Below are 22626 nucleotides of genomic sequence, written 5' to 3'. Positions count from 1 at the left end.
GGCGGCTCGGGGTGGATGGCGGCGCCGTAGAGCGCCGCCGGCACGTATGGAGGGTGTCTTGGGGGAAGCGCGGCATAGCCGGCTTGCGATCACGCGCAGCAGCGCCGGGCGTTGCCGCGCGCGCATTTCGCGCGATCGCATTTCCACGCACCGACAAGGGAATTGACGCGGCGCCGCGGGGCGGGGGCTCCGGGGCGTCGTGCGTGCAACAGCTCCGCAAAGGAGCGACGGAGGGAGGAAAGATGAAGCAGACCACCATCTTGCGGGGCAGCGCCTCGCTCGCCGCCATGGCCCTGATGGGGCTTGCCGGCATCGCCCAGGCGCAAACCGCCCAGGCACCGGCCAGCGCGCCCGAAACGGCCAGGGAAGACGATAATTCGCCCGCGATCGTCGTCGTCGGCGTCCGCAAGGCGCTCGAGACCGCGCAGACGATCAAGCGCGATTCCGACACGGTGGTCGATTCGATCACCGCGACCGACATCGGCGCCTTCCCGGACACTTCGGTGTCGGGCGCGCTCCAGCGCGTGCCGGGCATCACCACGTCGCGCCTGCAATCGACCGACGACTCCACGCACCCCTCGGGCGAGCCCACCGGCGTGCTGATTCGCGGCCTCACCTTCGTCCGCACCGAGTTCAACGGGCGCGACAGCTTCTCGGCCGACAGCTATCGCGGCCTCAACTTCAACGACGTGTCGCCCGAGCTTATGTCTGGCGTCGACGCCTATAAGAACCAGACGGCGGAGATGATCGAGGGCGGGCTGGCCGGCACGGTCAACCTGCGTACCCGCCTGCCGTTCGACCAGAAGGGCCTCGTCGTCGCCGGCAATGCCAAGGCAACCTATGGCAGCCGCTCCAAGGAGTGGACCGGCGAATTCTCGGGCCTGATCTCGAACACCTGGGACACTGCGATCGGCCGCTTCGGCCTGCTCGCCGATTTCGCCCGCAGCCATGTCATCACGCGCACGGAAAGCGTGATCATGGACAAGATCGACACCTTCTGCACCACCGGCTCGACCAATGCTTCGGGCGGCGGCATCGTCAATTCGGATGGATCGGTCGCCTGCGCCTCGAACCCGTTCGGCGGCTCGGGCTGGGCCTATATCCCGGACGGCATCCGCTATTCGCAGGTCGATTATGATCGTGTCCGCCGCGGCATCTCGGCGGCGGCGCAATATGAGAACAATGCCGGCAACTTCCGGATGACCGCGCAATATAACGACAGCGAATATCACAATGCCTGGCTCGAGCGGGCCAGCCATGTGATCTTCCAGGGCGACGCCTATGGCAAGCCGTCCTTCTATCCGCGCACCAGCTCGTTCCTCGGCGCCGCGCCGGGCACCTCGGCCTTCGTCTTCGGCGCGGACGGCATGCTCCGCTCGGGCACGCTCACCCAGGCGCATGGCAGCTGGGCGGGCAGCTGGAGCAGCACCCAGGACGCGATCAACACCGGTTCGGCCGTGCCGGGCCTGCCCTTCGTCAACAATTGCGCGGCGCCCTCGGTCTGCACGACGCTGCAGGACGGCCTCTATTTCCAGAACGAGGCGCGCAACTTCGATCACCGCGAGCGGACCCAGGACCTGTCGGGCAACATCAGCTGGGACCCCACCGAGAAGCTGCACATCAATCTCGACGTGCAGCACATCTGGGCGAACACGACCAATGACGACATCCTCGTCGCGGTCGGCTCGATGGCCAACATGCAGTACAGCACGAACAGCGACGGCACCCCGCAGGTGAAGCTGCTGCCCGGTTCGAACGTCAACTACGCCACTGGCGGCCTCTCCAACCCGCACAATTACTGGATGCCGTTCATCCAGGCGCACATGGAGCATAATGACGCCAAGGAAACCGCGTTCCGCGGCGACGTCGCCTATGATTTCGACGAGGGCAGCTGGCTCGACTCGCTGAAGGTCGGCGTGCGCTATGCCGATCGCAGCCAGACCGTCCGCTATTCCACCTTCAACTGGAGCCCGGTCGCCGCTTCGTGGAACTGCAACGGCCCGGGTTTCAACATCGACAACACTACCGGCGGTGCCTATCCGAGCTGCAACGCGGGTCACCCGGCCTTCAAGGGCTATGGCGCGGGCATGTGGGAGTCGGTCACCCTTGGCGACGGCTTCTACAATGGCAGCGTCTACGACAATCCGGCGCTGGTCTATATGAACCGGGCCACGCTGATGGATCGGACCCGGCTGGTGCAGGGCGTCAGCGGCGCGACCACCAATTCGCCGATGAGCTGGCAGCCGATCTGCGACCGCGCCGATGCCACGATCGAGGGCTGCTATCTCCCGTCCGAAGTGATGCACGTCAAGGAGAAGACCAAGGCCGCCTATGCGATGCTCCGCTTCGGCGGGGACGGCATGAACATCGGCGGGCTCAACGTGCGCGGCAATATCGGCCTGCGCTTCGTCCGCACCGAGATCGCCTCGGACGGCAGCGTCGGCTATCCGCTCACCACCACCTTCAACAATTATGTCCCTTGCGGCGGCCCGCTGCCGACGGGCTGGGTGGTGAACCCGATGTGCTTCGTCACGCCGGCGGTGGCGGCCTTCGCCAGCGGTGGCGGCAGCCCCAACAGCTACACGGCGAGCTATGACAACTGGCTGCCGAGCTTCAACCTCCGCCTCGGCCTGGACGACAAGACGTTCGTGCGCTTCGGCTATTCGCGGGGCATGTCGCGCCCGGACTTCGGCCTGTTGCGCAACTTCGTCTCGATCCTGGGGCCGGACCTCAACGGCAGGCCGGACTCGCCTTATCTGGTGAAGAATGGGGCGGGCACGGTGACCGGCTACAACTTCGTGTTCCGCGCGGAATCGGGCTTCCCGGCGCTGAAGCCGATCACGGCCGACCAGTTCGACCTCACCTTCGAGCATTATTTCGGCCGCAGCAGCTCGTTCACGATCGACGGCTTCTACAAGAAGCTGAACGGCACGATCGCCTATGGCGAGTTCCTGCGCAGCTTCACCAACAACGGCTCTACCCAGACGGTGCTGATGCGCGGGCCGCGCAACGGCGCCGGCGGCGGCGAGCTGAAGGGCTTCGAAGTCGCGTTCCAGACCTTCTTCGACTTCCTGCCCGGCGTGCTGAGCGGCTTCGGCACCCAGCTCAACTATACCTTTGTCGACCAGTCGGGCATCAGCAACTCCAACCTAGTGACGCAAGGCGCGCTCGACTCGGGCGGGACCGGCGGCTTCGGCGCGGGCCTCGACGTCTCCGGCGGACGCGGCGTGGTGATCGACTCGCACCAGCTGGCGGGCATCTCCAAGCACACGTTCAATGCCGTGGCGCTGTACGAAAAGGGCCCGGTGGCGATGCGCCTCGCCTATAACTGGCGCTCGCGCTTCCTCACCAACAATCTCGACTGCTGCATCGGCCTGCCGGTGTTCCAGAAGGCGGCGGGCTTCCTCGACGGGTCGCTGCGCGTCTCGCTGGCCAAATGGGTCGAATTGTCGATCGAAGGATCGAACCTGCTCGGCACCACCACGGTGTTCCAGCAGCAGATCTTCGGCGACTCGAGCGCTACGCCCAACGCCAAGCCGGTGTTCCGCGACGCGAACTGGAGCCGCGTCGACCGGCGCTTCCAGTTCGGCGCCCGGTTCAAATTCTAACTCCCCTCGGCGCCGCCGGTACCCTTCATTCCCGGCGGCGCCAGTTTTTCCATTTCACGAGCGGGTGTCATGCAACCCAGGTCGAACCCATCCCCGGCGCCGCTGCGCGTCGTCATCGTCGGCGGCGGGACCGCGGGCTGGATGTGCGCGGCCGGCCTTACGCGCCTGCTGCCGCAGACCAATTATGCGCTGACGCTGATCGAGTCCGACGAGATCGGCACGGTTGGTGTGGGCGAAGCCACGCTGCCGCATATCCGCGAGTTCAACGCGATGCTCGGGCTCGACGAGGCCGAGTTCATGCGCGCCACCCAGGGCAGCTTCAAGCTCGGCATCGAGTTCGTCGGCTGGGACAGGCCCGGCGGCCGCTATGTCCATCCCTTTGGCAGCTTCGGCGAGCGTTGGGGCGGCATCGACTTCCAGCACCATTGGCTGCGCGCCCGGGCCGCCGGCCATGATGTCGGCGACTGGTTCGACCATAGCTTCGCCGTGGCGATGTGCCGCGAAGGCGTGTTCGACCTTCCCAACGAGGACCCGCGCTCGATCCGCTCCACCTTCTCCTATGCCTATCATTTCGATGCCGGCCTCTATGCCGAATATCTGCGCGGCTGGGCGACCCGGCGCGGCGTGCGGCGGATCGAGGGCAGGATCGTCGACGTCGCCCGCCATGCCGAAAGCGGCTTGGTGGAGAGCGTCGCGCTCCAGTCCGGCGCGCGGATCGAAGGCGACCTGTTCATCGACTGCTCGGGCTTCCGCTCGCTGCTGCTCGGCCAGGCCATGGGCGTCGCCTGGCACGACTGGAGCGCATGGCTCCCCTGCGACCGCGCCATGGCCGTGCCCTGCGCCAGCGTGGCGGGCATCACGCCTTTCACCCGTTCCACCGCCCAGGCCGGCGGCTGGACCTGGCGCATCCCGCTGCAGCACCGCATCGGCAACGGCTATGTCTTCTCGAGCAGCTTCTGTTCGGAGGAGCAGGCGCGCGCGACGGTCCTGGGCGCGATCGACGGCGCGCCGCTCGCCGATCCCCGGCTGCTCCGCTTCCAGGCCGGCCGCCGGGCGCGGGGCTGGGAAGGGAATGTCGTCGCGATCGGATTGTCGTCGGGCTTTCTCGAGCCGCTGGAATCGACCAGCATCTTCCTGATCCAGGCCGCGGTCACCGACCTTGCCAATCTGATGCCCGCGCCCGGCGGCGGCCCGCCCGATCCGCGCCTGGCGGCCGAGTTCAACCGGCTGTTCGCGATCCATTACGATCGCACCCGCGATTTCCTGGTGCTGCACTACACGGCCAATGCGCGCCATGGGGAACCGCTCTGGGATCATGTGCGCAACATGGCGCTGCCGGACAGCCTGGCGCACAAGATCGCGCTGTTCCGCTCGAGCGGCCGCGCGCCGGACTACAAGCTCGGCCTGTTCTCGCGCGACAGCTGGTTGGCGGTGCTGATGGGGCAGGGGATACTGCCCCAGGCCCATGACCGGCTGGCCGATCGCGCGCCGCTCGACGAAGTGGCCGAGCGCCTGGCGGATCTGCGGGAGCGCATCGCCACCAATGCCGCCGCCCTGCCGGCGCATGCCGAGTTCATCCATGGCTATTGCTCCGCCGCGCGCGGTTCCGCGGACGACAAGGCGGTGGTGGCATGAGCCGGCCGTTCACCGTGATCGTCATGGGCCGCGACGCTCCGCTCTGGCTCGCCGCCGCCGCGCTGGCGCGCGGGCTCGGCGCTTCGGGCGTGCGGGTGGAGGCAGTGGAGCTGCCCAGCGCGCTCGCGCCGGCGGATGCCCATGCGACCTTCCCGGCACTGGAGGCGCTGCACAACCAGCTTCGCATCGACGAGGCCATGCTGCTCCGGGTGACGGGCGGCAGCCTCACGCTCGGCCGGAACTTCACGGATATTGCCGGTACCTGGCCCGGCTTCCTCCATGCCTATGGCTCGGCGGGCACCCAGATCGGCGGGCGGGACTTCTTCGCTTATTGGGTGAAGGCGCGGGCCCATGGCCTGGGCGTGCCCCTGGACGATTTCTCGCTCACCGCCGCCGCCGCGCGCCAGGGCCGGCTGATGCTGCCCGACGAAGAGAGCGAGATCTACGGCCGCTGCGACTATGGCTATCACCTGCCGGCCATTCCCTATGCCCGGATGCTGCGCGACGTGGCGGATCGCCACGGCGTGGTCGTCCATCCGGCCGTCTCGGTCACGGCGGTGTCGGGGGAGGGGGCAGTTGCGGCGCTCGACCTGGACGGGGGGCGCCGGCTGACGGCCGATCTCCTGGTCGATGCCGGCGGGGCGCTGCCGCAGGGCGACAATTTCCTGAGCTGGCGGGACTATTTTCCCGTGGATCGCGTGCTCGCCGCTGTGGCGCGGCCCTTCGCGAGCATCCCGGTCTATGCCGAGTGCCGTGCCGGTCCCGCCGGATGGACGGCGCTGCACCCCGGCCGGCCGGCGACTTTCGTCACCCATGGCTGGTCGAGCACCCATGGCGACGATGCCGAGGCATTCGCGGCTGCCGCTGCGGCATCGGGCCTGCCCCTCGCGGATGCGGTGGTTCGGCCGGTGGTTCCGGGCCGCCCGATCCTGCCCTGGCGCGGCAATGTCGTCACGCTCGGCGCCAGCTTCGATCCGGTGCACGGCGTCGACCTGCTCGGCTTTCAGGCCGGGTTGGTGCAACTGCTCGCCAACTTCCCTGCCCGTACCGGCTTCGCCGCCGAGCGCGACGAATATAATCGCGTGGCCACCGCGGCGCTGGACCGCATCCGCGATTTCCAGTCCGCGCATTATGCGCTTGCCCGATATGCCGGCCCCTTTTGGGATGCCGCGCGCGGCGGCACGGTCTCGCCCGATCTTGCCCACGCCGTGGCGCTGTTTCGGGCCCGGGCCGAGCTCGCGCCGTTCGAGGAGGAGAATCTGCCGCCCGACAGCTGGCGGGCGCTCTTCCTCGGCCATGGCGTGCAGCCCGAAAGCTGGCCGCCCGCGATCGACCAGGTGCCGCCCGAGGAAATGAAGGCCCAGTTCCGCCGCATGCTCGGCTTCGTGCGCGAGCAGGTGCTGCGCCAGCCGACCCAGGAGGAATATCTCGCCGGGCTTGCCCATGGCTGAGCCGCTCCGCCGTGCCGCCGCCGCCGAGCCGGGTCTGATCGATGGTCTGCCGCGCGTCTCGGCCCGCGCCGCGCCGCCGGCTGCCGGGCTGGCCGACCTGATCGCCGCTGGCGTGCCCATCGTCCTGAAAGGCCTGTTCGCGCATTGGCCGGCGCTGGCCGCCGGGCAGGCGGGGCAACTGCCCGCCTATCTCAAGGGGCTGGATCGCGGCGCGCCGGTGCCGGTGATGGAGGCGCCGGCGCGCACCCTGGGCAAGTTCGGCTATGGCATCGACCTGCGCGAGTTCAACTTCACGCGCCGCAGCGCCCGGCTGAGCGATGCGCTCGACCGGATCCTGCGCCTCGCCGGCGAAGAGAATGCGCCCCATGTCGCGGTCCAGATGCTGCCGCTGGCGGTGCAGATGCCCGATTTCGTCGCGCAGAATCCGATGCCGCTGCTCCCGGTGGACGTCGCGCCGCGCCTGTGGGTCGGTGGCCCGGTCCACACCCGGACGCACAATGATCGCGACCACAACCTCGCCTGCGTGCTGGCGGGGCGGCGGCGCTTCCTGCTCTTCCCGCCGGACCAGGTGGCGAACCTCTATGTCGGCCCGCTCGACAATCCGCCGCCGCTCTCGCTGGTCGATCCCGAGGCACCCGATCTCGCCCGCTTCCCGCGCTTCGCCGATGCGCTGGCCACGGCGCGGGTTGCGTTTCTCGATCCCGGCGATGCGCTCTTCCTGCCGCGCTACTGGTGGCACCACGTCACCTCGCTGAGCCCGTTCAACGCGATGGTGAACTATTGGTGGGGCGACGATGCCATGGGCGTCGAGCAGCCGCACGACGTCTTTCTCGCCGCGCTGCTGGCCTATCGCCGGCTGCCGCCCGCCGAGCGCGGTTATTGGCGGGCGATGTTCGAAACCCATGTCTTCGCCGAGGACGGTGCCGTGCATATCCCGCCCTCCCAGCGCGGGCCGCTCGGCGAGATGCGCGCGAGCGAACGCGCCGCGCTCCGCCAGCGCCTGCGCGCCGCATTCCTCAAGTCATGATCTCCCCACAGGAAAGAAACCGGATGACCTCTCGCACCCTCGTCACGCTCCTCGCGCTCGCGCTGCCCGGCACTGCCTTTGCCGGGAGCCGCGAATGCGCCCAGTCGCCGGGCAAGGTGCTCGAAGTCTGTGTCTCGGTCGAAGATGGGGCGGCGCGCTACGAAGTCAGGCGCGGTGACCAGCTTGTAATCGCGCCTTCGAATCTCGGCCTCAGCTTCGCCGGCGAGCCCCAGGCGCGCTATACGGCGATCACCGATGCCCGCCGCGCCGCTTCGGACACCAGCTGGGAGCAGCCCTGGGGCGAGCAGCGCCTGATCCGTGACCATCATAGCGAGCTCGCCGTGACGATCGCGGGCGACACCGCGCTGAACCGGGCGATGCAGGTCACCTTCCGCATCTTCGACGACGGGATCGGCTTTCGCTATGCCTATGCCGGCATCGCCGATGGCCAGCAGGTGAGCGTCATGGCGGATCGCACCCAGTTCAGGACGAAGGGCGCGTATCAGGCCTGGTGGTATCAGGGCCTGGGCCAGGAGCGTGACGAATATCTCTATACCCAGACCGACGCGCGCCGGATCACGCTGGCCGAGACGCCGCTGACACTGAAGGGCGACAACGGGCTCTATCTGTCGTTCCACGAAGCCGCGCTGGTCGATTTCCCGAGCATGCTGCTCCAGGGCGATGGCGCGGGCGGGCTCACCGCCTGGCTGATGCCCTGGCCGGACGGCGTCGGCGCGAAGAAGACCGGGCCCTTCACCACGCCCTGGCGCACCCTGTTGATCGGCACCACGCCGGGCGCGCTGGCGGACAGCCGCATCGAGCTGAACCTCAACGAGCCGAGCAAGCTCCCGGACATCGGCAAATGGTTCAAGCCCGGCAAATATGTCGGCGTCTGGTGGGAGATGCACCTCAACCGCACCACCTGGGGCAGCGGGCCGACCCACGGCGCCAACAACGACAATGTGAAGCGCTACATCGATTTCGCCGCGAAATACGGGTTCGACGGCGTGCTGGTCGAAGGCTGGAACCAGGGCTGGGACGGCGAATGGATCGATAACGGCGAAAAGTTCAGCTTCACCAAATCCTATCCCGATTTCGACCTGCCGATGCTGTCGGCCTATGCGAAGTCGAAGGGCGTCCATCTGATCGGCCATCACGAGACCGCCGGCGCGGTGGTGAACTATGAGGACCAGCTCGACGACGCGCTCGATCTCTACGCCAGGGTCGGGGTGCCGGCGGTGAAGACCGGCTATGTCCGCCATTCGGGCGACATCCTCGATCGCGAAGGCGGCAAGGAGTGGTTCGCCGGCCAGTTCATGGTCCGGCACCACCTCAAGGTGATCGAGGCTGCGGCGAAGCGCCACATCGTCATGGACACGCACGAGCCGGTCAAGGACACGGGCCTGCGCCGCACCTGGCCGAACTGGGTGAGCCGCGAAGGCGCGCGCGGCCAGGAATTCAACGCCTGGGGCCGCCCGACCAACCCGCCCGAGCATCTGACGATCCTGCCCTTCACTCGCATGCTCGGCGGGCCGATGGACTTCACCCCGGGCATCTTCGATCTCGAACATGGCAAGACGCTGCTGACCGAGCGCAACCAGTCGACGCTCGCGGCGCAGCTGGCCGAATATGTCGTGCTCTATTCGCCGATCCACATGGCGGCGGACCTGCCCGAGAATTACGAGAAGCATCGCGACGCCTTCCAGTTCATCCTCGACGTGCCGACCGACTGGGAGACGACGCGGACGCTGGCGTCGGAGATCGGCGACTATGTCGTGGTCGCCCGCCAGCCGCGCGGCGGCGGCGACTGGTATCTCGGCGCGATCACCGACGAGATGGCGCGCAAGCTGCCTGTGAAGCTCGATTTCCTCGCGCCGGGGCGGAAATACGAGGCGCAGATCTATCGTGACGCCTCCGATGCCGATTATGTGAAGAACCCGGTCGCCTATGCGATCGAGAAGCGAGTGGTGAGCAGCGCCGACACGCTCGATCTCGATCTTGCGCCGGGGGGCGGGCAGGCGATCCGCTTCAAGCTGCTGAAATAGCGTCTCACCGGCCGGCCCAATATCCTCCCGTCGTTCCCGCACAACCGGGGATCCAGAGAAAGGCAGGGCATCTCTCTGTTACCCTGGATCCCCGCCTGCGCGGGGATGACGGAAGGGTAAGTGGGGTGGTACAGCATGCCCGATGCTGACGCTGCCCAATATCCTGACGCTCTCGCGCATCCTCGCGGTTCCGCTCCTCGCAGCGTTCCTCTGGTGGCCGGAATGGCGGCTTGGCTATGGCATCGCCTTCGCGCTCTACTGCCTGATGGGCATCACCGACTATTTCGACGGCTATCTCGCCCGGGCGCAGGGGACGGTCTCCAAGCTCGGCGTGTTCCTCGATCCGATCGCCGACAAGATCATGGTCGCCGCGGTGCTGTTGATCCTCGCCGGGCGCGGCGTGATCACCGATCTCCACCTGATCCCCGCGCTGGTGATCCTGGTGCGCGAGATCGCCGTGTCGGGCCTGCGCGAGTTCCTGGGCGGCATCCAGGTCTCGCTGCCCGTCTCGCGTCTCGCCAAGTGGAAGACCACGCTCCAGCTCGTCGCGCTGGGCGGACTGATCCTTGCCGGGGCGCTGCCCTTCGCCTGGCTGTGGGACACCGCGCTCGCCGCCTTCTGGCTCGCCGCCGCGCTCACGCTGATCACCGGCTGGGACTATCTCCGTGTCGGCCTGCGGCACATGGACAGCTGATGGACCTGCTCTACTTCGCCTGGGTCCGCGAGGCGGTGGGCGTGGGGCATGAATCCGTCGATCCGCCCGAGACGGTCCGCACCGTCACCGATCTCGTCGCCTGGCTGGCCGCCCGCAGCCCCGGCCATGCCGCCGCCCTTGCCGATCCCGCGCGGCTCCGCGCCGCGATCGACCAGCGCTTCGTTCCCCTCGACGCGCCGCTCGGCGATGCGCGGGAAGTCGCGCTCTTCCCGCCGGTGACGGGCGGATGATCCGCGTCTCGATCGATCCCGCGCCGATCGAGCTGGCGCTGGAGCTGGCTGCGCTCGAGGAACGCGGCGCGGGCGGCGTGGCGAGCTTCACCGGCGTGGTCCGCGGCGATGGCGGCGTGACGGCGCTGGAGCTGGAGCATTATCCCGGCATGACCGAGGACGCGCTGTGCACCCTGGCCGAGGCGGCGATGGAGCGCTGGAACCTGCTCGGCGTGACCATCCTCCACCGTGTCGGCCGCATGGAAGTGGGCGAGCGCATCGTCTTCATCGGCACCGCCGCCGCGCATCGCCGCGAGGCGCTGGAAGCCTGCGCGTTCCTGATCGACCGGCTCAAGACCGATGCGCCCTTCTGGAAGCGCGAATGGCAGGGGGACGCGGCGCGCTGGGTGGAGGCGCGGGAAAGCGACGCGGCGGCGGCGGCGCACTGGCGATAGATATACAGGATATTACAGCTTATCTTTACGCTATGACCAAGCCGATGAACCTGAACGTGCGCGTCAGCGGCAGGCTGAGCGAGTTCGTTGCCGCCAATGTCGGCGAGGATGGCAGCTACGAGAATGTCAGCGAATATGTTCGGGATCTGATCCGCCGCGATCTGGATCGGGCCGAGCGCGAGAAGCTCGAAGCCCTCAAGGCGGAGCTGCAGCGGGCGTTCGCCCAGCCGGATAGCAGCTACAAGCCCTTCGATCGCGAGGAAGTTCTCGCGCGCGCCCGTCGCCGCTGGCAGGGATGAACCCCTATACGGTCTCCGATGAGGCCAATGCGCGTATCGACGAGATATTGGACTATACGCATGCGCGATGGGGCGAACGACAAGCTGGCATCTATCTGGACGGACTGATCGCGCGTTTCGAGGCAATTGCCGCGCGTGGTCTCCCATGGCGGCCAATCCCCGCATGGCTTGGCGTCGAAGGCTATTACTGCCGTTACGAACGGCATTTCATCTATTGGAGAGCGATGGGGGCGGCACGGTTGGCATTGTAACCGTCCTCCACGAGCGCATGGAACAGGCGGACACGGTCCGGGCGGCATTCTCGCCCTAAGGCCGCGCCTCGGCCAGCACGTCCGCCAGCAACCGGAAGTCGCGCTCGCGGGGCGATGCCTTGCGCCACACCAGCGCGATCCGCCGCGACGCATTCTCCGCCTCGAGCGGCCGCGCCGTGACCTGGGTATGGTCTAGGATGCCGGAATCCACCGCCATCTCGGGCAGCATCGTCACGCCCAGCCCATTGTCGACCATCTGCACCATCGTGTGGAGCGAGGTGCCGAGCATCGTCGCCTCGGCGCGCAGCTCCGGGCGGTTGCAGGCGGCCAGCGCATGTTCCTTCAGGCAGTGGCCGTCCTCGAGCATCAGCAGCCGCGTCTCGTCGATCTCGGCCGGGTGGATCGAGGCGCTGGGATCCATCTCGCCTTCCGGAAAGGCAACGAACAGCCGGTCGTCGAACAGCGACGCCGTTTCCACGTCCCCGCACGCATAGGGCAAGGCGAGCAGCACGCAGTCGGTCCGGCCATGGTGCAGCCCTTCACAGGCCTGGCCGCTGGTCTCCTCGCGCAGATAGAGCTTCAGATCCGGATAGTCGCGGCGCAGCTTGGGCAGGATGCGCGGCAGCAGGAAGGGAGCGATGGTGGGGATCACGCTCATCCGCATCTCGCCGGAGAGCGGCCGTCCCGCGGCGCGGGCCAGGTCGCCCAGCTCGTCCGCCTCGCGCAGCACCCGCCGCGCCTTCTCGACGATGCGCTCGCCCAGGGGCGTGAAGCGCACCACGCGCCGCGTCCGCTCGACCAGCACCACGCCGATCAGCGTCTCCAGCTCGCGGATGCCGGCGGAGAGTGTCGACTGGGTGACGTAGCAGCTCTCCGCCGCGCGGCCGAAATGGCCATGATCCTTGAGCGCAACGAGATACTGGAGCTGCTTGAGCGTCGGGAGATAGGTGGTCTGCGCCATTGATCGCCTGTATCGATGATTTCTGGCTTATATAGTGATTTCCTCTCAATCGTCATCCCCGCGCAAGCGGGGGCCGGAGCCAAGGGCGCAGTAGCTGCAAACCCTGGATCCCCGCCTGCGCGGGGATGACGGAAAGAGGTCAGGCCGCCTCGCTCAGCTCGTCCGGCAGGCGGATCATGTAGTCGAATGCCGAGAGCGCCGCCGTCGAGCCCGCGCCCATCGCGATCACGATCTGCTTGTAGGGCACGGTGGTGCAGTCGCCCGCCGCGAAGATGCCCGGCTGCGAAGTCTCGCCGCGCGCATCGATCTCGATCTCGCCGCGGTTGGACAGCGCGATCGCGTCCTTCAGCCACTCGGTATTCGGCACCAGGCCGATCTGCACGAAGATGCCCTCGAGCTCGATCTGGTGCTCGGTGCCGTGGCTGCGATCCTTGTAGGTCAGGCTGGTGAGTTTCTCGCCATCGCCTTCCACCGCCGTGGTCAGCGCCGAGGTGATCACCTTCACGTTCGGCAGGCTGCCGAGCTTGCGCTGCAGCACCGCGTCGGCCCGCAGCTGGCTGTCATATTCGATCAGCGTCACATGCGCGACCAGCCCGGCCAGGTCGATCGCCGCCTCGACGCCCGAATTGCCGCCGCCGATCACCGCCACGCGCTTGCCCTTGAACAACGGGCCGTCGCAGTGCGGGCAATAAGTCACGCCCTTGTTGCGATATTCCTCCTCGCCGGGCACGCCCATCGTCCGCCAGCGCGCGCCGGTGGAGAGGATCACGGTGCGGGCATGCAGGCTCGCGCCGCTTTCCAGCACCACTTCGTGCAGCCCGCCTTCCTGGCGCGCCGGCACCAGCTTCGCGGCGCGCTGGTGGTTCATGATATCGACGTCATAGTCCTTGACGTGCTGCTCCAGATGCGCGGCGAGCTTCGGCCCCTCGGTATGCGGTACCGAGATGAAATTCTCGATCGACATGGTGTCGAGCACCTGGCCGCCGAAACGCTCGGCGGCGATGCCGGTGCGAATGCCCTTGCGCGCGGCATAGATCGCCGCCGCCGCGCCGGCGGGGCCGCCGCCGACCACCAGCACCTCGAACGGCTCCTTCGCCGCGATCTTCGCCGCGGTGCGCCTGGCGGCGCCCGTGTCGATCTTCGCGACGATCTGCTCCAGCTCCATCCGGCCGCTGGCAAAGGGCTCGCCGTTCAGGAACACGCTGGGCACCGCCATCACCTTGCGCGCCTCCACCTCGGCCGGGAACAGCCCGCCGTCGATCGAGACATGGGTGATGCGCGGGTTGAGCACCGCCATCAGGTTGAGTGCCTGCACCACGTCCGGGCAGTTCTGGCAGGAGAGCGAGAAATAGGTCTCGAAGGCGAAGTCGCCGTCCAGGTTCCGCACCTGCTCGATCAGCTCCTGCGCCGCCTTGCTCGGATGGCCGCCGACCTGGAGCAATGCGAGCACCAGCGACGTGAATTCATGCCCCATCGGGATGCCGGCAAAGGCCACCGCGACATCGGTGCCGGTGCGGCGGATCTGGAAGCTGGGCTTGCGCGCATCGTCGCCGGTGCGGACCACCGTCACCTTGTCCGAAAGCGCGGCGATCTCGCCCAGCAGCTCCGCCAGCTCGCGCGACTTGGCATCGTCGCCCAGCGAGGCGACCAGCTCGATGGGTTCACGGATATTCGCGAGATAGCCCTTGAGCTGCTGGGTCAGGTTGGCGTCGAGCATGGCGGAAACTCCACAGAATTCGGATACAAAACGGCCCGGGACGAGGGATGGTGTTCGTCCCGGGCCGCATGGTGGCGCCCGCAAGGGGGCTGGCAGGCGCCTGGGGGATCAGATCTTGCCGACCAGGTCGAGCGACGGCGCCAGCGTCTCGGCGCCCTCTTCCCACTTGGCGGGGCAGACTTCGCCCGGATGCGCGGCGATGTACTGCGCGGCCTTGATCTTGCGGAGCAGCTCGGTCGCGTTGCGGCCGACGCCCTCGCTGGTGACCTCGACCAGCTGGATCACGCCTTCCGGATCGACGACGAAGGTGCCGCGATCGGCCAGGCCCTGGCCCTCACGAAGCACGTCGAAATTGGTCGACAGGACGTGGTTCTGGTCGCCCAGCATGTAATAGTTGATCTTGCCGATCGCGGGCGAGGTGTCGTGCCAGGCCTTGTGGCTGAAATGGGTGTCGGTCGACACCGAATACACCTCGACGCCCATCTTCTGGAGCTGCGGATAGATGTCCGCCAGGTCCTCGAGCTCGGTCGGGCACACGAAGGTGAAGTCCGCCGGGTAGAAGAAGAACACCGCCCACTTGCCCTTCGTGTCCGCGTCCGTGACGGTCACGAACTTGCCTTCCTTATAGGCCTGGGCGGTGAACGGCTTGATGGTGCTGCCGATGAGAGCCATTGCTTGGTATTCCTCCAGAACGGGGGGTTGTTGTTGCAACAGCGAGATAGAGCTGCTGCGGCGCAATGTGAAATTGGAAAGCCCGTTCGCGATGATCGCTTTAATCGATCAATTGCGACCTAATGATTGATTGAGTAATTTATCTGCAATGCCGTGCAGCTATGGCCGCCACACCTGGTTCTTCACACGGGGCGGCAACGCGGCTTACAGGGGCAAGCCTGCTGCGCTGCAAGATATGAAGGCCAGTCCTTGCGCGGCGTGCCGGAAGCCGAGCCGCGACGGCCCTGCCCGAAATCAGATCGACCGGGCGATCATCGAGATCACCGTGATCAGGATCATGCATCCCAGGATAAGGTCGAGCGGGCGGCGCGCGCCGAGCCAGTCGACGATCCTGGTCCAGCGCCGCTGCCACGGGCCCTCATAGGCGCCCAGGCGCCGGATGCGTGCGCGGCGGCGCGCTTTGCTACGGTCCAACATGGCCGAGATATGGGCTGGCCGGGCATTAAGCTTCGATAGGGAAAGCGCGCTTGGGCATAAGGATCACGTAAAGTCCGGCGCGCGCCGTTCAGCGGGTGAGCGCGACGTACACCGAATAGGCGCTGGTGACGGTCAGCAGCGTGCCCACCAGCGTCATCAGCGCGCGGGTGGGGACGCGTTTCGCCAAGAGCCCGCCGAACGGCGCCGCAATCAGTCCGCCGATCAATATGCCCACGGTATGCAGCGAGAACGCGGCCCAGCCCAGCGTGGCGATGAACGCGGCCGAGACGGTGGCGGTGAGGAAGAACTCCACTGTGTTCACCGTGCCGATCGTGGTGCGCGGGCTGGCGCCCTGGACGAGCAGGTTGCTCGTCACCACCGGGCCCCAGCCGCCGCCGCCGGCCGCGTCGAGGAAGCCGCCGGCCAGGCCCAGCGGCTCGATGATCTTGGGCTCGCGCGGCTCCACCTTGCCGCGCCAGGCGCGGTAGAGCAGGTAGACGCCGATCGAGGCGAGATAGGTCATGACGAAGGGGCGGGCGATCGACGCGTCGATGTTGCTCAGCACATAGGCGCCCAGCACGCCGCCGATCACGCCGGGGATCAGCAGCCGGCCGAACAGCTTCCAGTTCACGTTCTTGTGCCAGATATGGCTAGCGCCCGAAGCGGCGGTGGTGAAGGTCTCGACGGTGTGCACCATCGCCGATGCCTGGGCGGGCGGGACGCCCATCACGCTCACCAGCAGCGTGGAGTTGATCACTCCGAACGCCATCCCCAGCGCGCCGTCCACCATCTGGGCGGCGAAGCCCACGGCAATGAACGGCAGCAGGGCGGAAAGGTCGATTCCAAAGATCATTCGCACCTTGAAGTTTGGGCCGGGACGGAATGGATGACGGCCGCGACGCGTTCCAACAAGATACATAGTGTTTAGCGCGGCAAAGCCTGGGATGGGCCGTTCTGGAAATCGGAGGGATCATGCACTAAATGGACGCGGCAAAGGGGAACCGGCCATGTTCCAGCGTCTTAAGGCGTATCTAGATTCCATCCGCGCCCGCGATCCCGCGCCGCGCAGCCATGCCGAGATCCTGCTCTATCCGGGCGTGTGGGCGCTCGCCTATCACCGGATCGCGCACGCGCTGTTCCGCAACCGCCTGTTCTTCCTCGCCCGCGTCGTCAACCACTGGTCGCGCTTCGTCACCGCGATCGACATCCATCCCGGCGCGAAGATCGGCCGCAACTTCTTCATCGACCATGGCTTCGTCGTGATCGGCGAGACGGCGGAGATCGGCGACGACGTGACCATCTACCAGTGCGTCACCCTGGGCGGCACCAGCCCGGACAATGGCGTGGGCGGCAAGCGCCACCCGACCATCCGCAACGGCGCGATCCTGGGCTCCGGCGCCCAGGTGCTGGGGCCGATCATCGTGGGGGAACGCGCCCGCATCGGCGCCAATGCCGTGGTCACCCGCGACGTGCCCGAGGGCGCCGTGATGGTCGGCATTCCGGCCAAGCCCACGCTGGTCGAGGCGCAGAAGTGGCAGAAGGATTTCGTGCCCTATGGCACGCCCTGCAGCGAGCTGTTCGATCCGCAGACCCAGAAGCTCGAGATCATGCGCTGCGAGCTGGAGGCGATGCGCAAGCGGCTCGATGCCGTGCTGGCCGAGCGCCGCGAGCAAGGGGAGCAGCGCGACAGCGCCTAGATGGGTACCGTAACCCCGCTCCCTATCGGACGTCCCGGCCAGGTCGGCTTCGAGCGCCCGGAACTCACGCGCATTCTCGATCTCTACGGCCGCATGGTCGCCGCCGGGCATTGGCGCGACTATGCGATGAACTTCGATACCGATGCCGCGATCTTCGCCGCTTTCCGCCGCGCCGCCGAGCGCCCGGAATACCGGATCGAGAAGCGCCCCGCGCTGCGCAACCGCCAGGGCATGTGGGCGCTGGTCAACGAGAGCGGCATGATCCTGAAACGCGGGCACGAACTGGGCCCGGTGCTCGCCCCGGTCGAGCGGCGGCTGATGAAGCTGGTCGGGGAGTGAGGGGCTGGAGGCCGGGGGCCAATATTCTCCATCGTCCTCCCGCATTCTCCTCCGTTATCCCCACTTCTCCTCCGTCATCCCCGCCTGCGCGGGGATGACGGAGGTAGCTTCGAGGGCTTGTTTGGGCTCTCACCCGGTACTGGGTCGGGGTGACGGATAAGGATGTCGCAGACGCCCACTTGCGGGATGGCCGGGCCCTCCGCGCCGCGCTATGCCGGCGAGCCAATCGAAAGGGGATTGTCGTGACGAATGGCGTGAAGCTCGAAGGCCAATGCCTGTGCGGTGCGGTGCAGGTGCGGGTCGCGCCGTCCGAGCCGCATATCGGTGCCTGCCATTGCGGGATGTGCCGGCGCTGGGGCGGCGGCCCCGCCTTGTCGCTCAGGCTGGTGCCCGACCCCGAGATCGAGGGCGCCGAGCACATCGTGCGCTATCCGTCCTCCGATTGGGCGGAGCGCGGCTTCTGCCGGACGTGCGGCACGCATCTCTTCTATTTCTACAAGCCGCAATCGGGCTATTCCTTCCAGGCCGGCCTGTTCGACGACCTGCAAGGCCATGACCTGGCCGAGGAGATCTTCATCGACGAGAAGCCGGACTATTACGACTTTGCCGGCGAGCGCGAGCGGATGACCGGAGCCGAGGTGATGGCGAAGGCCGGGGTCAGCGGCACCTGACGTCGCGCGCTTTCGGCGATCGCCCGGATCAGCGCTCCCAGGCCGCCGGGATCGGACTCATGCCTCCGGTCTCGCGGATCACCACCAGAGTCTCGAAGGTCCGCACGCGCTCGTCGGCCGAGAACAGCCGGCGGACCAGGTCGTCATAGCTTTCCATGTCGCGCGCGATGACCCGCACCGCGAAGTCATGGTCGCCGGTGACGTTCCAGGCCTCCATCACTTCGGGCTCGGCGCGGAAGATCTCGAACATCTCCGCCACCGTGTTGGCATTCTCGCGCTCCAGCGTCACCAGCACGATCATCGACAGCGGCCAGCCCAGCGTCCTGGGCCGCACCACGGCGATCTCGCGCTCGATCACGCCGGTCTCGCGCAGCCGGCGGATGCGGCGATAGCAGGCGGGGGCGGAAAGGCCGACCTTCTCCGCCAGTATCGCCACCGGCTGCTGCACATCGACCTGAAGCAGTTCGAGCAGCTTCAGGTCGAACGAATCGAGCGATTCAATCTTCGTCATCGCGGCAGCATAGGTCGATAAAGTTTATCGCATAACCGCAAAAATAAACCGCTCTTATCGACGGAAACCCCTATCTCTCGGGGCGTTCCTTCCACATCCAGTTCGAGTACCGCCCGATGAGCAGCGTCGCCGCCCTGCGGCCTATTTCCTCGCGCCTCGATGCATTCGGCATCGGCGCACTGTTTCTGTCGATGTTCTCGGTGACCATCGGCGCGACCTTCGCCAAGCAACTCTTCCCGCTGGTCGGCGCGGAAGGGGCCACCGCGCTGCGCCTGGTCGTCGCCGCCGTGATCCTCTCGGCGATCTTCCGGCCGTGGCGATTGCGGCTCGATGCCGGCTGGCGCTCGCTGCTGGGCTACGGCCTGGTGCTCGGGGTGATGAACCTCAGCTTCTACAAGGCCCTGGCCTATATTCCGCTCGGCATCGCCATCGCGATCGAGTTCACCGGCCCGCTTGCGGTCGCGGTGCTTACTTCGCGCCGGCGGATCGACTTTCTGTGGATCGGGATCGCGGTATTTGGCCTGTTGCTGCTCCTGCCGGTCTGGAAGGGCGCGGCGCATCTCGACTGGCGCGGCGTCGTGCTCGCGCTGATCGCCGGCGCCTGCTGGGCGGGCTATATCCTCACCGGCCGCCATGCCGGCCAGGCGCACGGCCCCGCCGCCGCGGCCGGAGGCATGCTGATCGCGGCGCTCCTGGCTCTCCCCATCGGCGTGGCGCATGCCGGCGCGGCGCTGCTGCGGCCCGAGGCGCTGATGCTCGGCCTGCTCGTCGGCATCGTCTCCAGCGCCATCCCCTATGCGCTCGAGATGATCGCGCTGCCGCGGCTGCCGGCCAACAGTTTCGGCACCCTGCTCAGCGCCGAGCCCGCGGTGGGCGCGCTGATGGGGTTGCTGCTGCTGGGCGAAGTGCTCACCGGCACCCAGTGGCTCGCGGTCTTTCTGATCGTCGTCTCCTCGATCGGCACCGCGATCAGCGCCCGGCCCGGCGCGGCGATCGAGCAGCCCTAGACGGGAAAAACCCTCCCGCGCCGGGCGCGCGGGAGGGGCAGGGTTTGGAAAGCCGGGCTGGGGACCTTGCTCTCCGCGTGAAGGCCTATGTCAGGATCAGGCCGTCACGATCTGGGTGGGCGGCAGCCGCTCCTCGAGCCCGCCGAGCAGGCCGACGACCCGGCGGCGCACCGGCTGCCAGAAGGCCGAGAGCAGCAGCAGCGCCGATCCGATCACCAGCGCGGTGAGCGCCGCCGCCAGCTCGACCGCGCCGGTCGCCTGGAACAGCGCATACATTGCCCAGAGGACATAGATGAGGCTGGAGACGAGCAGCGCGCGGCGGTCGACCGCCAGCGCCACGAAGGCGAAGACCAGATAGAGCGCGATCACGATCGCCGCGGTCGGCCCGGTCACCTCGCCATCGAACACGCCGAGCATGTGGAACACCGGGTGCGCGATCAGCGGTGCGGCGGCGAGGTGCAGCCAGAAGGCCACGTCCGAGCGGCGGGTGCGGCGCTCCAGGTCGCTCATGTCCCAGCGCATCGCGAAGAAGAACATCGCCACGCCCGCGACGAGCAGCATCTCGTTCACCCAGTCCTTGGCCTGAGGCGCGAAGGCGAGCACCAGCGAGACGCCGACACCGACCAGCGCCAGCGCGCCGGCCGCCACGGTGATCGGCACCATGAAGCGCTTCCAGTGGATCCAGGTGGCGGCAGCGGTGAGCAGGCCCACCACCGCGGCGACGCCGCCGGCCAGCTGCTGCTTCTGCGGGTCGCTGGCGAGGTGCATCTGCTCCTCGATCCAGGGGATATTGGCGGCGAAGATGCCCGAGAGGCCCGCCGCGACGCCGCCGGTGAAGCCGAGCAGCAGCAGGATCGAGGGGAGCGCCATGCGGCGGCGCGCGGTGAAATATTCGGCGAGCATCCAGCTCGTCGCGGCGACGGCGAAGCCCCCGCCGATCATGTTGCCGCCGACGACGCGCTCCTCCGGCCCCGTGCCGATCAGCATCACTCCGAAATAGGCGCCGATACGCGCCGCGGCGACCAGGATCAGCGCGGCGGCGATCGCCACGAAGATGTCGTTGAAGCCGGTGAGCAGCTTGAAATGCTCTTCGTCCACCGCGGGCGCCGATCGGCGCTCGGCGACATAGTTGCGCAGCGCATTGGCGGCGGCGGGGGAAAGCGCCCCCGCTTCCACGGCACTGGCCAGATCGCTTTCGCTGTACATGGCAGTTTCCTCCTGTGGGGAGGTTCTACCATATGTGTATTAGTGATGCAACACGGTGAGTCAGTTATCAGTCGAGCATCATCTGGTCGGTCACTTCGATCTCGCGGCCAGGCACTTTGCTGACCACCACAATGTGATGCTTGCCGTCGATGTCGAGCTTCCGCGTCACGTCGAGCGTGCCCGCGCGCAGCCGGAAGCGATGCGATCCCGCGGCAACGACCCGGTGGAGCGTGGCGGTAAGGCCGGTGGATGGGCTGTCCGCGGGAAATTTCCCATCGAAGACCAGCCTGTCGTCGATCCAGAATTGGAAGGGCGTGGCACCGTGCAGGTCGAGGAACAGGATCGAAGCCGGCATTGCCTCGCCCGCGCGCATGTCCCGTGCGGGTGCGGCATTCGGCGCGACCGCCAGGAGCGCCCCGGCGAGCGCGGCCCGCATGCTCATTTCTGCAGCTTCCCCAGGATCAGCATGGTCTGCTCCGCGCCCGAGCCCGGCACGATCTCACCGGTCCGGTCGGTGATCTGCGCCCATTGCGCCTGCACCGCCTCGGGCGTCAGCGCCTCGAGCCTGGCGCCCTGGGTCAGCGTCACATAGGCGGCCTGGACCACGCCGCCGCCCGCGCCGACGATCTGGTTGGTCGGCGCGTCCTCGGAGACGAGGAACAGCGCGGCGGGGGCGACATTCTCGGGAGCGAAGGCCTTGAAGGCTTCCTCGGGGAACAGGTCCTCGGTCATCCGCGTCCCCGCCACCGGCGCGATCGTGTTGACCTTGATCCCGTATTTGGCGCCTTCGAGGTAGAGCGTCTTGGTCAGCCCGGCCAGGCCGAGCTTGGCCGCGCCATAATTCGCCTGGCCGAAGTTCCCGAACAGGCCGGTGGAGGAGGCCGTCATCAGGATGCGGCCGTAATTCTGGTCGCGCATCGTCTGCCACACTGCCTTGGTGCAATTGGCCGAGCCGATCAGATGGACGTCGACCACGAAGCGGAAATCGGCGGGCTCCATGTTGACGAAGCTCTTGTCGCGCAGCACGCCGGCATTGTTGATCAGGATGTCGATCCGGCCCCATCTGGCCTTAGCCGCCTCGACCATCGCGACCATATGATCGTAATCGGTCACGCTGCCGCCGTTCGACATCGCCTCGCCGCCCAGCGCCTCGATTTCCTCGACTACCTTGAGCGCCGCATCCGAATGGCCGGTGCCGTCACGGGCGCCGCCCAGGTCGTTGATCACCAGCTTCGCCCCGCGCTTCGCCAGTTCGAGCGCATAGGCGCGGCCCAGGCCGCCCCCCGCGCCGGTGACGATGGCGACGCGGTCCTTGAAGTCGATGGTCATTGGTCTCTCCCGATGCTGGAGCGACCTTAGCCACAACCGTCACGCCGCAACAATAACCGTCATCTCGCAACAGCATCCGTCATCCCGGCTTGCGCCGGAATGACGGCAATGGGCGGCCGGGGTGATGGAAAGGGGCGGCCGCAAGGGCCGCACCACCTCTCTTACCGCGACTGGCGGCAATGATCCTTGATGGTCTTGGAGCAGCGCGGATAGCTCTTTGGATCCGAAGGCATCGGCGCGGCGGCCTCGGGCGGCGGTGGCGCCGGAGCCGCTGCCGGAGGGGCCGGCGGCGCGGGCGGGGTGGGAGCCGTCGCCGCGTCCGGAGCCGCGGGCGCATCCGGGGC

Annotated in this window: 23 protein-coding genes; 14 read left to right on the top strand and 9 right to left on the bottom strand. The window is 67.4% G+C overall.

Annotated elements, in window-relative coordinates:
- The first annotated feature begins 242 nt into the window (after positions 1–242).
- The 10 genes from OMP43_RS20520 to OMP43_RS20475 all read left to right on the top strand — a co-directional run bounded on the left by OMP43_RS20520 (position 243) and on the right by OMP43_RS20475 (position 11695).
- Positions 243–3608 carry a TonB-dependent receptor gene (locus OMP43_RS20520; RefSeq protein WP_280281412.1) on the top strand — a complete coding sequence of 1122 codons (3366 nt, stop codon included), beginning with the start codon at positions 243–245 and terminating at the stop codon, positions 3606–3608.
- Between the two features lie 69 nt (positions 3609–3677).
- The gene (locus tag OMP43_RS20515) at positions 3678–5243 is read left to right on the top strand and encodes a tryptophan 7-halogenase (protein WP_280281411.1); all 1566 of its coding nucleotides are present in this window, start codon (positions 3678–3680) and stop codon (positions 5241–5243) included.
- Positions 5240–6694: a tryptophan 7-halogenase gene (locus tag OMP43_RS20510; RefSeq protein ID WP_280281410.1), complete on the top strand. Its 1455-nt coding sequence runs from the start codon at positions 5240–5242 to the stop codon at positions 6692–6694. The genes OMP43_RS20515 and OMP43_RS20510 overlap by 4 nt, the downstream gene beginning before the upstream one ends.
- Positions 6687–7721 (top strand): cupin-like domain-containing protein, encoded by a 1035-nt coding sequence (locus OMP43_RS20505; RefSeq protein WP_280281409.1) that lies wholly within the window; start codon positions 6687–6689, stop codon positions 7719–7721. Before OMP43_RS20510 ends, OMP43_RS20505 begins: the two co-directional genes overlap by 8 nt.
- Positions 7722–7744: 23 nt before the next feature.
- Positions 7745–9766, top strand: a complete 2022-nt coding sequence (locus tag OMP43_RS20500) for a glycoside hydrolase family 97 protein (protein ID WP_280281408.1) — start codon at positions 7745–7747, stop codon at positions 9764–9766.
- 142 nt (positions 9767–9908) lie between these two features.
- Positions 9909–10460 (top strand): CDP-diacylglycerol--glycerol-3-phosphate 3-phosphatidyltransferase, encoded by a 552-nt coding sequence (pgsA, locus tag OMP43_RS20495; protein WP_280281407.1) that lies wholly within the window; start codon positions 9909–9911, stop codon positions 10458–10460.
- A complete protein-coding gene (moaD, locus tag OMP43_RS20490; RefSeq protein WP_280281406.1) occupies positions 10460–10711 on the top strand; it encodes a molybdopterin converting factor subunit 1 in 252 nt (83 codons plus the stop codon). The genes pgsA and moaD overlap by 1 nt, the downstream gene beginning before the upstream one ends.
- On the top strand, positions 10708–11145 hold the full coding sequence (locus tag OMP43_RS20485; RefSeq protein ID WP_280281405.1) for a molybdenum cofactor biosynthesis protein MoaE: 438 nt from the start codon (positions 10708–10710) through the stop codon (positions 11143–11145). The genes moaD and OMP43_RS20485 overlap by 4 nt, the downstream gene beginning before the upstream one ends.
- Positions 11146–11177: 32 nt before the next feature.
- A complete protein-coding gene (locus OMP43_RS20480) occupies positions 11178–11444 on the top strand; it encodes an addiction module antitoxin (protein ID WP_280281404.1) in 267 nt (88 codons plus the stop codon).
- Entirely contained in the window at positions 11441–11695 is a 255-nt protein-coding gene (locus OMP43_RS20475; RefSeq protein ID WP_348538620.1) for a type II toxin-antitoxin system RelE/ParE family toxin, read from the top strand. The genes OMP43_RS20480 and OMP43_RS20475 overlap by 4 nt, the downstream gene beginning before the upstream one ends.
- A gap of 55 nt (positions 11696–11750) precedes the next feature.
- Here OMP43_RS20475 and OMP43_RS20470 read toward each other — a convergent pair whose 3' ends face one another.
- From OMP43_RS20470 to OMP43_RS20450, 5 genes are all read right to left on the bottom strand, one after another.
- Positions 11751–12656: a hydrogen peroxide-inducible genes activator gene (locus tag OMP43_RS20470; RefSeq protein WP_280281403.1), complete on the bottom strand. Its 906-nt coding sequence runs from the start codon at positions 12654–12656 to the stop codon at positions 11751–11753.
- Positions 12657–12795: 139 nt separating this feature from the next.
- Positions 12796–14373 (bottom strand): alkyl hydroperoxide reductase subunit F, encoded by a 1578-nt coding sequence (gene ahpF, locus OMP43_RS20465; protein WP_280281402.1) that lies wholly within the window; start codon positions 14371–14373, stop codon positions 12796–12798.
- A gap of 108 nt (positions 14374–14481) precedes the next feature.
- A complete protein-coding gene (gene ahpC, locus OMP43_RS20460) occupies positions 14482–15045 on the bottom strand; it encodes an alkyl hydroperoxide reductase subunit C (RefSeq protein ID WP_280281401.1) in 564 nt (187 codons plus the stop codon).
- Between the two features lie 294 nt (positions 15046–15339).
- Entirely contained in the window at positions 15340–15522 is a 183-nt protein-coding gene (locus OMP43_RS20455) for a hypothetical protein (protein WP_280281400.1), read from the bottom strand.
- An 88-nt stretch (positions 15523–15610) separates the two neighbouring features.
- Positions 15611–16375 carry a sulfite exporter TauE/SafE family protein gene (locus OMP43_RS20450; protein WP_280281399.1) on the bottom strand — a complete coding sequence of 255 codons (765 nt, stop codon included), beginning with the start codon at positions 16373–16375 and terminating at the stop codon, positions 15611–15613.
- Positions 16376–16529: 154 nt separating this feature from the next.
- Here OMP43_RS20450 and epsC point away from each other — a divergent pair, with 154 nt between their 5' ends.
- From epsC to OMP43_RS20435, 3 genes are all read left to right on the top strand, one after another.
- On the top strand, positions 16530–17219 hold the full coding sequence (gene epsC, locus OMP43_RS20445; protein ID WP_280281398.1) for a serine O-acetyltransferase EpsC: 690 nt from the start codon (positions 16530–16532) through the stop codon (positions 17217–17219).
- A complete protein-coding gene (locus OMP43_RS20440) occupies positions 17220–17558 on the top strand; it encodes a DUF2794 domain-containing protein (protein WP_280281397.1) in 339 nt (112 codons plus the stop codon).
- A gap of 242 nt (positions 17559–17800) precedes the next feature.
- Positions 17801–18229 carry a GFA family protein gene (locus tag OMP43_RS20435; protein ID WP_280281396.1) on the top strand — a complete coding sequence of 143 codons (429 nt, stop codon included), beginning with the start codon at positions 17801–17803 and terminating at the stop codon, positions 18227–18229.
- Positions 18230–18257: 28 nt separating this feature from the next.
- Here the strand turns inward: OMP43_RS20435 and OMP43_RS20430 are convergent, their stop codons facing one another.
- A complete protein-coding gene (locus OMP43_RS20430) occupies positions 18258–18740 on the bottom strand; it encodes an Lrp/AsnC family transcriptional regulator (protein ID WP_280281395.1) in 483 nt (160 codons plus the stop codon).
- Positions 18741–18856: 116 nt separating this feature from the next.
- Here OMP43_RS20430 and OMP43_RS20425 point away from each other — a divergent pair, with 116 nt between their 5' ends.
- Positions 18857–19747: an EamA family transporter gene (locus OMP43_RS20425; protein WP_280281394.1), complete on the top strand. Its 891-nt coding sequence runs from the start codon at positions 18857–18859 to the stop codon at positions 19745–19747.
- 96 nt (positions 19748–19843) lie between these two features.
- Here the strand turns inward: OMP43_RS20425 and OMP43_RS20420 are convergent, their stop codons facing one another.
- The 3 genes from OMP43_RS20420 to OMP43_RS20410 all read right to left on the bottom strand — a co-directional run bounded on the left by OMP43_RS20420 (position 19844) and on the right by OMP43_RS20410 (position 22282).
- Complete coding sequence (locus OMP43_RS20420; RefSeq protein ID WP_280281393.1) at positions 19844–20953, bottom strand: hypothetical protein; 1110 nt, start codon at positions 20951–20953, stop codon at positions 19844–19846.
- A gap of 67 nt (positions 20954–21020) precedes the next feature.
- On the bottom strand, positions 21021–21395 hold the full coding sequence (locus tag OMP43_RS20415; RefSeq protein ID WP_280281392.1) for a hypothetical protein: 375 nt from the start codon (positions 21393–21395) through the stop codon (positions 21021–21023).
- Positions 21392–22282, bottom strand: coding sequence for an SDR family NAD(P)-dependent oxidoreductase (locus tag OMP43_RS20410; RefSeq protein ID WP_280281391.1), 891 nt, complete (start codon positions 22280–22282; stop codon positions 21392–21394). The genes OMP43_RS20415 and OMP43_RS20410 overlap by 4 nt, the downstream gene beginning before the upstream one ends.
- Between the last annotated feature and the right edge of the window lie 344 nt (positions 22283–22626).

It is taken from the genome of Sphingomonas sp. CBMAI 2297 (assembly GCF_029870595.1).
Lineage (GTDB): Bacteria > Pseudomonadota > Alphaproteobacteria > Sphingomonadales > Sphingomonadaceae > Sphingomonas.
This window is presented reverse-complemented; position numbering and strand designations above follow the sequence as displayed.

Bases quoted from the DNA above. Each gene is read 5' to 3' on its own strand.
- OMP43_RS20420 (WP_280281393.1), bottom strand. From the start codon at position 20,953: ATGTACAGCGAAAGCGATCTGGCCAGTGCCGTGGAAGCGGGGGCGCTT.
- OMP43_RS20480 (WP_280281404.1), top strand. From the start codon at position 11,178: ATGACCAAGCCGATGAACCTGAACGTGCGCGTCAGCGGCAGGCTGAGC.
- OMP43_RS20520 (WP_280281412.1), top strand. From the start codon at position 243: ATGAAGCAGACCACCATCTTGCGGGGCAGCGCCTCGCTCGCCGCCATG.
- OMP43_RS20500 (WP_280281408.1), top strand. From the start codon at position 7,745: ATGACCTCTCGCACCCTCGTCACGCTCCTCGCGCTCGCGCTGCCCGGC.
- OMP43_RS20510 (WP_280281410.1), top strand. From the start codon at position 5,240: ATGAGCCGGCCGTTCACCGTGATCGTCATGGGCCGCGACGCTCCGCTC.
- ahpF (WP_280281402.1), bottom strand. From the start codon at position 14,373: ATGCTCGACGCCAACCTGACCCAGCAGCTCAAGGGCTATCTCGCGAAT.
- OMP43_RS20415 (WP_280281392.1), bottom strand. From the start codon at position 21,395: ATGAGCATGCGGGCCGCGCTCGCCGGGGCGCTCCTGGCGGTCGCGCCG.
- OMP43_RS20430 (WP_280281395.1), bottom strand. From the start codon at position 18,740: ATGACGAAGATTGAATCGCTCGATTCGTTCGACCTGAAGCTGCTCGAA.
- OMP43_RS20470 (WP_280281403.1), bottom strand. From the start codon at position 12,656: ATGGCGCAGACCACCTATCTCCCGACGCTCAAGCAGCTCCAGTATCTC.
- OMP43_RS20515 (WP_280281411.1), top strand. From the start codon at position 3,678: ATGCAACCCAGGTCGAACCCATCCCCGGCGCCGCTGCGCGTCGTCATC.
- pgsA (WP_280281407.1), top strand. From the start codon at position 9,909: ATGCTGACGCTGCCCAATATCCTGACGCTCTCGCGCATCCTCGCGGTT.
- OMP43_RS20475 (WP_348538620.1), top strand. From the start codon at position 11,441: ATGAACCCCTATACGGTCTCCGATGAGGCCAATGCGCGTATCGACGAG.
- OMP43_RS20450 (WP_280281399.1), bottom strand. From the start codon at position 16,375: ATGATCTTTGGAATCGACCTTTCCGCCCTGCTGCCGTTCATTGCCGTG.
- moaD (WP_280281406.1), top strand. From the start codon at position 10,460: ATGGACCTGCTCTACTTCGCCTGGGTCCGCGAGGCGGTGGGCGTGGGG.
- OMP43_RS20440 (WP_280281397.1), top strand. From the start codon at position 17,220: ATGGGTACCGTAACCCCGCTCCCTATCGGACGTCCCGGCCAGGTCGGC.
- OMP43_RS20505 (WP_280281409.1), top strand. From the start codon at position 6,687: ATGGCTGAGCCGCTCCGCCGTGCCGCCGCCGCCGAGCCGGGTCTGATC.
- ahpC (WP_280281401.1), bottom strand. From the start codon at position 15,045: ATGGCTCTCATCGGCAGCACCATCAAGCCGTTCACCGCCCAGGCCTAT.
- OMP43_RS20455 (WP_280281400.1), bottom strand. From the start codon at position 15,522: ATGTTGGACCGTAGCAAAGCGCGCCGCCGCGCACGCATCCGGCGCCTG.
- OMP43_RS20485 (WP_280281405.1), top strand. From the start codon at position 10,708: ATGATCCGCGTCTCGATCGATCCCGCGCCGATCGAGCTGGCGCTGGAG.
- OMP43_RS20410 (WP_280281391.1), bottom strand. From the start codon at position 22,282: ATGACCATCGACTTCAAGGACCGCGTCGCCATCGTCACCGGCGCGGGG.
- OMP43_RS20425 (WP_280281394.1), top strand. From the start codon at position 18,857: ATGAGCAGCGTCGCCGCCCTGCGGCCTATTTCCTCGCGCCTCGATGCA.
- epsC (WP_280281398.1), top strand. From the start codon at position 16,530: ATGTTCCAGCGTCTTAAGGCGTATCTAGATTCCATCCGCGCCCGCGAT.